The 11829-nt window shown below is 58.8% G+C and carries 9 protein-coding genes; 8 read left to right on the forward strand and 1 reads right to left on the reverse strand.

Annotated features, from left to right (window positions below; genetic code table 11):
* The first annotated feature begins 178 nt into the window (after nt 1-178).
* Nucleotides 179-565 (forward strand): putative quinol monooxygenase, encoded by a 387-nt coding sequence (locus ACM6I6_RS16180; protein ID WP_414920230.1) that lies wholly within the window; start codon nt 179-181, stop codon nt 563-565.
* A gap of 59 nt (nt 566-624) precedes the next feature.
* Nucleotides 625-1020 carry a DUF1330 domain-containing protein gene (locus ACM6I6_RS16185; RefSeq protein ID WP_414920231.1) on the forward strand — a complete coding sequence of 132 codons (396 nt, stop codon included), beginning with the start codon at nt 625-627 and terminating at the stop codon, nt 1018-1020.
* 341 nt (nt 1021-1361) lie between these two features.
* Here ACM6I6_RS16185 and ycaC read toward each other — a convergent pair whose 3' ends face one another.
* The gene (gene ycaC, locus ACM6I6_RS16190) at nt 1362-1994 is read right to left on the reverse strand and encodes an isochorismate family cysteine hydrolase YcaC (RefSeq protein WP_323629237.1); all 633 of its coding nucleotides are present in this window, start codon (nt 1992-1994) and stop codon (nt 1362-1364) included.
* A 711-nt stretch (nt 1995-2705) separates the two neighbouring features.
* On the opposite strand from ycaC, the gene ACM6I6_RS16195 reads away from it, so the two are divergent.
* The 6 genes from ACM6I6_RS16195 (at nt 2706) to ACM6I6_RS16220 (ending at nt 11751) form a co-directional block, all read left to right on the forward strand.
* A complete protein-coding gene (locus ACM6I6_RS16195; protein ID WP_274075353.1) occupies nt 2706-4916 on the forward strand; it encodes a putative bifunctional diguanylate cyclase/phosphodiesterase in 2211 nt (736 codons plus the stop codon).
* A gap of 162 nt (nt 4917-5078) precedes the next feature.
* Nucleotides 5079-8078, forward strand: a complete 3000-nt coding sequence (locus ACM6I6_RS16200; RefSeq protein WP_414920232.1) for a xanthine dehydrogenase family protein molybdopterin-binding subunit — start codon at nt 5079-5081, stop codon at nt 8076-8078.
* Nucleotides 8075-8881, forward strand: a complete 807-nt coding sequence (locus tag ACM6I6_RS16205) for an FAD binding domain-containing protein (protein ID WP_060742345.1) — start codon at nt 8075-8077, stop codon at nt 8879-8881. The genes ACM6I6_RS16200 and ACM6I6_RS16205 overlap by 4 nt, the downstream gene beginning before the upstream one ends.
* Nucleotides 8882-8883: 2 nt before the next feature.
* Complete coding sequence (locus ACM6I6_RS16210) at nt 8884-9384, forward strand: (2Fe-2S)-binding protein (protein ID WP_064596717.1); 501 nt, start codon at nt 8884-8886, stop codon at nt 9382-9384.
* Between the two features lie 5 nt (nt 9385-9389).
* Nucleotides 9390-10928 (forward strand): AMP-binding protein, encoded by a 1539-nt coding sequence (locus ACM6I6_RS16215; RefSeq protein ID WP_414920233.1) that lies wholly within the window; start codon nt 9390-9392, stop codon nt 10926-10928.
* A 19-nt stretch (nt 10929-10947) separates the two neighbouring features.
* Entirely contained in the window at nt 10948-11751 is an 804-nt protein-coding gene (locus ACM6I6_RS16220) for an enoyl-CoA hydratase/isomerase family protein (protein ID WP_064596713.1), read from the forward strand.
* Nucleotides 11752-11829: the final 78 nt, after the last annotated feature.

Below are 11829 nucleotides of genomic sequence, written 5' to 3' on the forward strand. Positions count from 1 at the left end.
TATGTCAAAGGCCAATCCATCTCGGAATCGCCACTCACCTACCTATGCCAATCGGCATGCCAACTCGCGGTGGGCCGACAATACTTAATCGTCAGCGCTGGCGGTAATTCAGCCACGACGCAGAAGGGTGATTACGTGGTGGCGAATGCGCTGCCGCAGTGAAGGAGGGGGAAACCTGATGGGTAAACGTTTATTAGGAGTGGTCGCATTGGTTGGATTACTTGCGGGACAAGCGCTGGCCGCCGAAGAAAATGGCTTGGTGGTACGCATCGCGCAACTCGAAATCGATCCTGCACAGGTTGCGGCCTATCAAGCCGCAGTCAAAGAGGAGATCTCAGAATCGACTCGAGTAGAGCCGGGCGTCATATCAATCTACGCCGTCGCCGAAGTCGACCGCCCAAATTGGTTCCATTTCTTCGAAATCTACGCCAGCGACTCGGCATACCAAAGCCATATCGAATCGCCGCACTTCAAAAAGTACGCTGCCACAACCAAGTCGATGATTCTGTCGAAGCGCTTGATTGAAACCACGCCAATCGAGCTTAGCACCCGGCCTGGCTCGTAACCGGCTAGTTCGAAAGAGATTTGCGCGCTGGGCAAGCTGGTTTTCAATGGAGCAAAGCGATGAAAAATTTAAAGGTGATGGCAATTGCAATGGCGGGACTGGCGTGTTTTGCGGTGGGCAGTTGTCGGGTGATGGCATCGGACGACCATGCGGCAGCACCACCGGCCTACTATGTCGCGGAGTTTGAGGTTACCGATCCGGAGGGGATAAAGCCTTACAGTGCACAGGTTGAATCAACCTTCAAACCCTATGGAGGGCATTTCATCGTGCGTGGTGGGAAGACCATCTCGCTTGAAGGTGAAGCGCCAAAGCGACGCCGTGTTGTCATCGAGTTTGCGAGCGTCGAAAAAGCCCAGGCTTGGTACAACTCTGCGGAGTACACCGAACTGAGGAAAGTCCGCCAGCGTTCAGCCAAGACCGATGTCTACTTGATCGAGGGAGTACCGCCGCAATAGTCACAAATCCAAATCCTCCCCCAGTGGAAGCTTGGTTTTGGCACCGACGTCATACTGATTCCAGGTATCCGCGAGCGTTGAACCATACAGAGAGATCTTTAGGTCTTTACTCTGTGAATGGGTGAATCCGACATATCGGACGTTAGCTGCAGGCGGCAGGAGCATGAGGTTGGTGCGGATATGGTGCGGTGGTGGCTGTAAAATTGCGTTCAGTACGAATTGTGAATAATCGAATCAAGCCGTATGGGGGAGGGGAGTTTCATCAAGCGCAATGTGCGAGAGTTCACCATGAAACCTATGCCCAAAGCCCGCAAAAGCGGGCCTTGGGTTGCAAACCAGACTTACGATTGGCGTGCAGTCAACGCCGAGTAGCTGTTCATCAAGTTGCGATAGTTTGGAATGCGCTGGGACAAGAGATTACCCAGGCCTTCGATGTCGTTGCGCCAGTCGCGCTGTAGCTCACAGGCCACCGAGAACCAGTTCATCATTTGCGCACCGGCCTGTGTCATGCGGTTCCAGGATGCCTGTTGCACAGTCGTGTTGAACGTACCGGAAGAGTCGGTCACCACGAACACGTCAAAGCCTTCTGCCAGTGCCGACAGGGTCGGAAACGCTACGCAGACGTCTGTGACCACGCCGGCGATGATCAATTGCTTGCGACCGGTGGCCTTGATTGCCTTGACGAAATCTTCGTTATCCCAGGCATTGATCTGACCAGGTCGAGCAATGTAAGGCGCGTCAGGAAACATCTCTTTCAGCTCTGGCACCAATGGGCCATTCGGGCCTTGCTCGAAGCTTGTGGTAAGGATGGTCGGCAGTTCGAAAAACCTGGCGACGTCTGCCAGGGCCAGCACGTTGTTCTTGAACTCGTTGGGTGAAAAGTCCTGAACCAGTGAAATCAGGCCGGTCTGGTGGTCGACCAACAGCACTACTGCGTCGTCTTTGTTCAAGCGGTTGTAGGTAGCGTTGCTCATGATGAAGTCCTTTTGAAGTGAGTGAATGTTGTCGTTCAACATGGGCTCAGATTAAGGATCTGGAGGGTGCGGAAAAAGCCGGTGAAATGCGTTTGACTGTCAACTGAGATGAGACAGTTCAGAATTCCAAGCGGTCCGCAGTTTTTGCGGACGAAAAAAAACCCGCGATGGGGAGCGCGGGCTGGGAATCACAAAAGGAGCTAGATCGACTGTACGTAAGACGATGTGAAAATATTGTGAGAGGTCGTTGCCAGTGCGCCGCGCACACGGATTCGCCGCACCAGGTAACGCCTTGATTTTCAGATCCAGGTTTTATTCGAAATCTCAGGTTTCCAGGTGCAGCTCACATAAAGCGGGGAACCCTCTAATACACGATTTTACAAGTGGGCCATGTCATATGTTCATAGGCAGGCCGTTACTATGTTTTGCGGCAGGTCCGAAGGCTATTGGCGTGGAAATGTTCATCGGTCCAAGTTCATGGAAACCGGGCTGCAGCTTCCGAACTGTCCGGCCCAGCAGAACGGAGCACCCCGACCATTCCAGCCAAACGGCGGCAATCTGATACTGTTTTTTATGTTGGATCTGAGCCTTTTTTTAGCGGGTCGGTGCTCTATAGAGTGCGCGTCCGACGCACTAGTGGACAGTGATCGGCCGCCCACTGTTTCAGGCTCTCTGAAGACCGGACGACCTCGAGAGTCTTCAGGAACCACCATGAATACTCGTCCGAGCTTTCACAGCAAGACCTTCCCCGAGTCGCAACGTGACATTCTCGGCATGATCGCGACCGACCATCATCTGGGCGACATACTCTGCGCCATCTGTCAGATGCACGACGCACAGACCCCCGAAACTTTCTGCTCTATCCTGCTCACTGATGCCGAGGGCAAACACTTGCTAAGCGGCGCGGCGCCCGGGCTGCCGGCCGAGTACAGCGAGGCGATTCATGGAATGGCCATTGGTCCACAGGAAGGAACCTGCGGCACCGCAGCATTCCGGCGCGAGCTTGTGGTCACCGAAGACATCGCCCAGGACCCAAACTGGGAGCGTTTCCGCAGCCTGGCGCTGGGGCATAACCTGCGTTCCTGCTGGTCGGTGCCGTTGCTCTCCCATCAAGGAAACGTGTTGGGTACATTTGCCCTGTACCAGAACCGCGCCCATGCGCCGGACGAGGCGCAGATTCAACGATTGGCCTTTGCAGCCCAACTGGCAGTCATTGCGATCCGCCGCGAACGTGACGGCCAACGTCTGGAGGAAAGCGAACAACGTTTTCGATCATTGTTCACCTACAACCCCAACCCGGTGTTCGCCCTCGATCTGGCCGGCAACATCCAGAGTGTGAATCCGGCAGGCCTGAAGCTGAAACCGCACACCGCAACCGATTTCCTCGGTCATCACTTTTCCCGCCTGTTGCTCGAAGAAGACCTGGAACGGGTCAGTCAGCATTTTTCCGCAGCCCGCGCTGGAGAGCCTCAACGCTTCGAGGCACGGCTTCTCGACGAGAGTGATAAATTGCTGACCATGGACATTTCCAACCTGCCGATCATGGTCAACGGAGAGATCGTCGGGGTATTTGGCATAGCCCGAGACATCAGCGAGCAAAAGCATTTCGAGCGCCAATTGAGTTTCAACGCCAGCCATGACCGCCTGACCGGTTTGCTTAACCGTGTTTCGCTTGAAGACCGGCTTATGCTGGATTGTCACATCAGTCGTCGGCGCAAGCGTCGTCTGGCGGTGATGTGCATTGATCTGGATGGATTCAAATCCATCAACGATTCGATCGGGCATTACTTCGGCGATCAGGTGCTGATTGAGGTGGCGCAGCGTATGACCCGGCAGGTTCGTCCCGGTGACACCATCGTGCGCATGGGCGGTGACGAATTTATCGTGCTGCTGCCGGACCTGCTTCGTGATGAGGACGTTGTACCGGTGGTCGAGCGCTTGATGGCCAGCATTGCCAGACCCTACTGCATCCAGGGCATTGACCTGCACGTGAGTGCAAGTATTGGCATCACCCTGAGCGATGGTCACATCGAGCAGCCGATGCAGCTGATCCAGCAGGCTGACATGGCCATGTACAAAGCCAAGCAGCAAGGGCGCAACAACTTTCAGTGGTACACCAGCGATCTCAATCAGCGCGTTTGCGAGCACGCGAGCCTGCGCAATGACCTGCAAAAGGCTATCGAAACTCAATCGTTCAAGCTGCATTATCAACCGCAGATAGAGGCGCGCACGGGGCGGGTGGTCGGGATCGAAGCGTTGCTGCGCTGGGAGCATCCTGAAAAAGGATTTATCTCACCCGCAGTGTTTGTGCCGGTGGCAGAGGACAGTGGTCAGATCATCCCGCTGAGCCTTTGGGTACTCGATACGGCCTGTGCGCACTTGCGCCAGCTAGGCGAGCAGGGCATCACCGGCATCTCGATGGCGGTGAATATTTCGCCGATGCATTTTCAGCGTGGCCATTTCGTCCAGTATGTACAAGCCACCCTGGAGAAACACGGACTCTGTGGTGAGCAACTGGAGTTGGAGATCACCGAGTCGCTTCTGTTGCATAACGCTGAACAGGCGATCGACACATTGCACCGGCTCAAGGCGTTGGGGGTGTGCATTGCGCTCGATGATTTCGGCACCGGTTTTTCCAGCCTCAGCTACCTCAAGCGTTTGCCCATCGACAAGATCAAGATTGACCGCTCGTTCATCCAGGAAATCGCTACCGACCATCACGATGCAGCGATCACCCAAGGCATTATTTCCATGGCCCATCACCTCAGCCTGACGGTGGTCGCCGAAGGCGTGGAAACGGCGTTTCAGGTGGATTTCCTGAAGGGCAGTCGCTGCGATATTTTTCAGGGGTATTTCTTTGCCAAACCGATGCCCTATGCAGAAGTCGAAGCGTTCCTGAGCCTTCTCGCGTCCCATCCCTGACCGGCAATTCTGTCCGGTCCCAAACCTGAAAATCAGACGCTAAGGCAAATTGTCAGACTCCAACGCAGAACTCCCTCTCCCCAGGCAGGGCGCTCCCTGCGCCTTTCTCACACACTCGGCTCTAACGCTATCGCGCTGCAAAACAACAAGAGCCGCGAAAAAATGACTAGTTTCCAACCTGCTACCGAAAGCCAGACCGGCCACATCGGCGCCCGTCAGACCCGTGTCGAGGACGCCGCATTGTTGCGCGGTCTCGGCTGCTATGCCGATGACGCTGCGATCCCGCCGGGTACGCTGCATGCCGCAATTATCCGTTCACCCCACGCTCATGCGCGGATCACCTCGGTGGACTTTTCCAAAGCGCTGCTGATGAAAGGCGTGCACGGCGTGCTGGTCGGCGAAGACGTCAAACGCTGGGCGCTGCCGTTCCCGGTGGGTGTGCGTCAGCCGATGGAGCACTGGTGCGTCGCCGTGGACAAGGTGCGCTATGTCGGAGAGCCGGTGGCCGTGGTGATCGCCGAGAGCCGCTATCTGGCCGAGGACGCCATCGAAGGTGTGCGCGTTGAATACGAGCCGCTGCCCCCGATCATCGATCCCGAACGGGCCACCGCCGAACAGGCGCCGATCCTGCACGAAGCCGTCGGCAGCAACGTGGTCAACGAACGACGCTTTCGTTATGGCGAGCCGGAGCAGGCGTTCGAGCAGGCGCCGCACAAAGTCTCGCTCAAAGTGAAGTTTCCGCGCAGTTCCTGCACACCCATTGAATGCTATGTAGTGCTCGCTCAGTACGAGCGCGCCACCGGCATTTATGACGTGCTGGCCAATTTTCAGGGCCCCTATGCGTTGCACACGGTCATGGCCCGTGCACTGAATGTGCCCGGCAACCGCTTGCGTTTGCGCACACCGAAAGACTCCGGCGGCAGCTTTGGCATCAAGCAAGGGGTTTTCCCTTACGTGGTGATGATGGGCCTGGCGTCACGCAAGGTCGGCGCACCGGTGAAGTGGGTCGAGGACCGTCTGGAACATTTGCAGGGGGCTTCCTCGGCGACCAATCGGGTGACCGAAATTGAAGCAGCGGTAGAAGCAGATGGCCGCATCACCGCTTTGCGTTATGACCAGATCGACGATTGTGGTGCCTACCTGAGAGCGCCTGAACCGGCGACTTTCTACCGCATGCACGGCAACCTGACGGGGGCCTACGCGATCCGTAATTTGCAAGTGCGCAACCGAGTGGTGCTGACCAACAAAACCCCTTCCGGCCTGAACCGTGGTTTTGGTGGCCCACAGGTCTATTTCGCCCTGGAGCGTCTGCTGCAACACATCGCCGTGCAGTTGAAGCTTGATCCGTTGGACGTGATCCGCCGCAACCTGGTGCCGGCCGATGCCTTCCCTTATCGCGCGGCCGCCGGTGCGTTGCTCGATTCCGGCAATTACCAGGCAGGCATTGCCTTGGCGGCGGCTGACGGTGGACTCGACGAGTTGCTCGAACGTCGTGATCAGGCGCGTGCCGAAGGCCGGATCTACGGCATCGGTTATGCCGCCGTCATCGAGCCTTCGATTTCCAACATGGGATACATCACCACCGCGATGACACCCGAAGAGCGGCGCAAGGCCGGTCCGAAAAACGGCGCTGTCGCCACCGCCACCATCAACGTCGGCCCATTGGGTGACGTCAGTGTGCACGTGTCCTCGGCACCGCAAGGGCAGGGCCATCAAACCACCGTCGCTCAGGTCGTCGCTGAAGTGCTTGGGGTTGCGCTGGAATCCATCGTGGTCAACGTCGAACTGGATACCCAGAAGGACGCTTGGTCGATTGCCTCGGGCAACTATTCCAGCCGCTTCGCCGGCGCTGTGGCCGGTGCCGTCTACAAGGCGGCGCTGAAGATCCGCGATCGCCTCGCCGCGATTGCCGCCGAGCAATTGCAGGCCAGCCCCGAAGATATTCGTTTCGCCGGCGGCAAGATTTTTGTGGTCAATGGCGGAGCGGTCGCGCCATTCCATCGGATTGCCGGTGCGACCCACTGGTCGCCGGGCCTGCTGCCGGAAGGTGAAAGTGGCGGACTGCGCGAAACCGCGTTCTGGAGCCCGCCGCAATTGGTGGCCCCGGACGACCAGGATCAGGTCAACAGCTCGCTGTGCTACGGCTTTGTCTTCGACATCTGTGGTCTGGAAATCGACCGCATGACCGGCGAGATCCACATCGATCGCTACGTCACCTGCCATGACGCCGGCCGCCTGCTCAACCCGGCGCTGGTCGATGGCCAGATTCGTGGTGGCTTCACCCAAGGCCTCGGCGCGGCGCTGATGGAAGAGTTCGCCTATGGCGAGGACGGCAGTTTCCTCTCCGGGACCTTCGCCGATTATCTGGTGCCGACCGCACCGGAAGTGATCGAACCGGTGATCCTGCACATGGAAACGCCATCGCCATTCACCCCACTGGGCGCCAAGGGTGTGGGCGAGGGCAACAATATGAGCACGCCGGTGTGCATCGCCAACGCGGTGGCCGACGCCCTTGGCCGCTCGGACATCCGTCTGCCACTGACGCCATCGAAAGTACGCACGCTCATCGGGATCGACGAGCCGCCACGGCCCGCCGGTATGGAGCCCGATGAAAACCTGGACGCGGCAGCTGCCGGTGGACCGGCACTGCGGGCCAACGACTCGGTGGTGATTCCTGCTGCGCCGCAACAGGTCTTCGATACCTTGCTCGACCCGCAGACGCTGGCGGCAATCATTCCCGGTTGCCACGACCTCGTGCTTGAAGGCGAAAACCGTTACCGCGCAGACGTCACCGTCGGCGTCGGCATGATCCGTGCGCGCTTCGAGGCCAAGGTTGCCCTGAGTGATCTGGACCCGCCGCATTCATTGCGTCTGTCCGGTTCCGGCAGCAGCTCGATGGGTTCGGCCCAGGGTCAGGCCAAGGTGCGTTTCGTCCAACTGGAAAATGGCCACACACGTCTGGAATACCAATACCAGGTGGCGGTCAGCGGCAAAGTCGCCGCGGTCGGCGGCCGAATGTTGCAAGGGGCCTCGAAAGTGATCATCGGACAAATCTTTACTCGCCTGTCGCAACGGGTCAGCGGCCAAGCCATCTCCACCGGCTGGTGGGCGCGACTGCGGGCCTCGCTTGGCGCGCTGTTTGGCAAGGGAGGTGCGCAATGAAACCGGCTGCTTTCGATTACGTTCGGGCTGACACCCGTCGTCAGGTGGTTGAGTTGCTCGCCGAGTACGGCCAGGAAGCTCGCATCATCGCCGGTGGCCAATCGCTGATGGCAGTGCTGAACATGCGCCTGGCTCAACCCAAGTTACTGATCGATATCAATCATGTGGCTGAACTGGCCTATATCGAACTGCGCAAGGATTGCCTGGCGGTAGGTGCCGGGGTACGACAGGCGCAGTTGCTGGCGCGTTCGACCCTGATGGACGAGGTGCCTTTATTGGCACTGGCGATGCCCTGGATCGGTCACTTCCAGACGCGTAATCGCGGCACCGTCTGCGGTTCGGTGGCTCACGCCGACCCCAGCGCCGAGTTGCCACTGTGCCTGGTGACGCTGGGCGGCGAGATCGTTCTCGAGTCGAAAAAAGGCAAGCGCATCGTCAAGGCTGCCGACTTCTTCCAAGGCATTCTCACCACCGACAAGCGTGCGGATGAACTGGTCGTCGAGGTGCGTTTTCCGCTCAAGCGCGAAGGCATCACCTATCGCTTCCGCGAAATCGCCATGCGCCACGGCGACTTTGCCATTGTCTCCCTGGCCGCAGCCATCGGCGCGGATCAGGTCGAACTTGGCATCGGCGGGGTCGCTGACCGTCCACAACGTCGCAGTCTGCCTCGTGGTGCGGGGCTGCCGGACGCGCTCAATCAAACTGCCTGGTCGCTCGACGCACAAGACGATGTGCAGGCCAGCGCTGCCTATCGCCGCCAACTGATTCGCGAGCTGGGTCATCAGCTGATCGAAGGAGTCTGAACATGCGTGTAACTGCCGACCAAACCTTTCCGATTCGCCTGGAACTCAATGGCCGCTCCCGCGAAGCCCTGGCTGAACCGCGAACCCAACTCTGCGACTTCCTTCGCCACGACCTCGGTGCCACCGGTGTCCATGTCGGATGCGAACACGGTGTCTGCGGTGCCTGCACGGTGCTGGTGGACGGAGTCGCCATGCGCTCCTGCCTGATGCTCGCCGTACAGGGGCACGAGCGGCGTATCGAGACCGTCGAGTCCCTGGCCGACGACGACACACTGAGCGACCTGCAACAAGCCTTTCGCCGTCATCACGCCTTGCAGTGCGGCTTTTGCACTGCGGGCATTCTCATGTCCTGCGTGGATTTTCTCGAACGGGTACCCAACCCGGACGAGACCCAGGTACGCGACATGCTTTCGGGGCATCTATGTCGCTGCACGGGCTACACCGGCATCGTCCAGGCCGTGCTCGAAGTCGCTGCCCAGCGCCAAACGAACGAAGGGGTATAACAACAATGTTCGATCTCGGACGCAGTTTCCTCGCTGCCGTTGAACGCCGGCCGCACGCCGTGGCGGTCAGTGACGGTGCGTTGAAGAAAACCTATGAAGACTGGTTCGTCGATATCCAGAGTGCCGCTTGGGGCTTGCAATGCCTTGGGCTGCAACGCGGTGATCGACTGCTGGTTGCGATGCAAAACCGCTGGCAGATGGCAACCCTGCATTGGGCCTGTCAGTTTGCGGGCATCGTCATGACCCCGTTGAACTGGCGTTCGACCGCCGATGAACTGGGCTACTGCATCGAAGATGCGCAAATCCGTGCAGTGGCTTACGACGATGCTACCGTGACCGCCGTGGCCGGTTGCAGTGCCGCCACAAGGCTGCCACGGATCGCCACAGGTCTGCGTGCTGCCAACACCGACCTGAGTTTCGAGGAACTGTGTTCGCAGACCCCCTCCGGCATCATTTTGCAGGCCGACGCCGAAGACTTTTCACTGCTGCTGTACACCTCCGGAACCACCAGCAAGCCCAAGGGCGTGCCCCGTCGGCACCGTTGCGAACGTGCCGCGGCGGTGGCCCACGTCGCGCAAAACCTTTACCGCCAGGGCGAGTGCACGCTGGGTGTCATGCCGCTTTACCACACCATGGGCGTGCGTTCGTTGCTGTCCATGGCGCTGATCGACGGACATTTCGTCTGTGTGCCGAAGTTCGACGTGGAAGCGACGTTGCAGGCCATCGAGCGGGAAAAGGTCAGCAACCTGTACCTGGTGCCGACGCTCTACCACATGCTCATCGAACACCCGGCCTTTACCCGCGAGCGAGTCGCCAGTGTGGAGAAAATCGGCTTTGCCGGTGCACCGATGAGCGACGGTTTGATGCGTCGCGTCGAGCAGGCGTTCCAGCCGCAATTGTTCGTCAATCATTACGGCAGCTCGGAGATCTACACCTTCACCATCGACCAGCAAGCCAGCCGCAAACCCGGTTCGTCAGGGCGCAGTGCAATGAACCAGCGCGTGCGCGTGGTGCCGATTGATGCTGAAACGCCGGACGTGCAGGTCAACCCAATGGAGGAGGGCCAGATCATCGCCGACCTGGCGAGTGACGAGGCGTTCGAAGGCTACCTGAACCGCCCCGAAGCGACCGCCAAGGCATTACGTGACGGATGGTATTTCACCGGTGACATCGGCTACTTCGATCTGGAGGGTGATCTGTTCGTCACGGGGCGTGTCGATGACTTGATCATCACCGGCGGCGAAAACGTCAGCCCGGCGGAAATCGAAAACATGCTCTCTCTGCACCCGGCAGTGGAAGAAGTGGTGGTGGTCGGTCTGCCCGACGAGCAGTGGGGCAAGATCATTGCCGCGTTTATCAAGTTGCGCGCCGAGGTCACGGAAGGCGACCTCGATGCCCATTGCATCACTTCGGGCCTGGCCAAATTCAAGCGGCCACGGCGTTACCAGTTCATCGATCAGATTCCAAAATCTCCAGTGGGCAAGGTGCTGCGGCGCGTGCTGCTGGCCCAATTCCAGGAACAGGCCTTGAAGGCCATCAGCTAATCATCCAGAGGACACTCTCATGCAACAACAAGCGATCCAGCAATTTCTCGACACTCAGTTCGATGGCTTCCAGGTTGAAGTCGATGTGTCCCGCGAGCGCGCCGACATCATCCTCAACCGCGCACCGTTGAACGTCATTTCCATGGGTCAGCGTGATGAACTGCGCCAGGTCTTCGAAGCCCTCGATGCACACAAAGGCGTGCGCGTCATCGTGCTGCGCTCGGTGGGTGAACACTTCTCCAGCGGTGGCGACATCAAGGGCTTCCTCGAAGCGTCGCCAGAGCACGTTTCCAAGCTGGCCTGGAACGTCGCGGCACCGGCACGTTGCGAAAAACCGGTGATCGTTGCCAACCGTGGCTACACCTTCGGCGTCGGTTTTGAACTGTCGCTGGCCTGTGATTTCCGAATTGCTTCGCAAACCACTCGCTACGCCTTGCCTGAGCAGAACCTGGGCCAGATCCCGGGCTCGGGTGGCTCCGCACGCCTGCAGAAAATCATCGGCATCACCCGCACCAAGCACATGGTGATGCGCGCCAAACGCATCACCGGCGACCAGGCCTATGCCTGGGGTATCGCGACCGAGGTCGTGCCGGATACCGAACTGGAAAGCACCGTCGATGCATTGGTCGATGAACTGCGTCGCTTCTCGCCGCTGGCTCAGCGCACGGCGAAAAAACTGATCAATGACAACGAAGATGCGCCGCTGACCGTCGCGATCGAAATGGAAGGTCACTGCTACAGCCGTCTGCGTAGTTCCAAGGACTTCAAGGAAGGCGTTGAAGCGTTTCACAGCAAGCGTGCGGCCGTGTTTATCGGCGAGTAAATCGTACTGGCGAGCGGGCCCGGGAGTATGTTGGTAACAGCGTACGCCTTACGGAGCAGGGCCTGCCGCCCCTTCAAT

It is taken from the genome of Pseudomonas sp. IT-P218 (assembly GCF_949767605.1).
Classification (GTDB): domain Bacteria; phylum Pseudomonadota; class Gammaproteobacteria; order Pseudomonadales; family Pseudomonadaceae; genus Aquipseudomonas; species Aquipseudomonas putida_AE.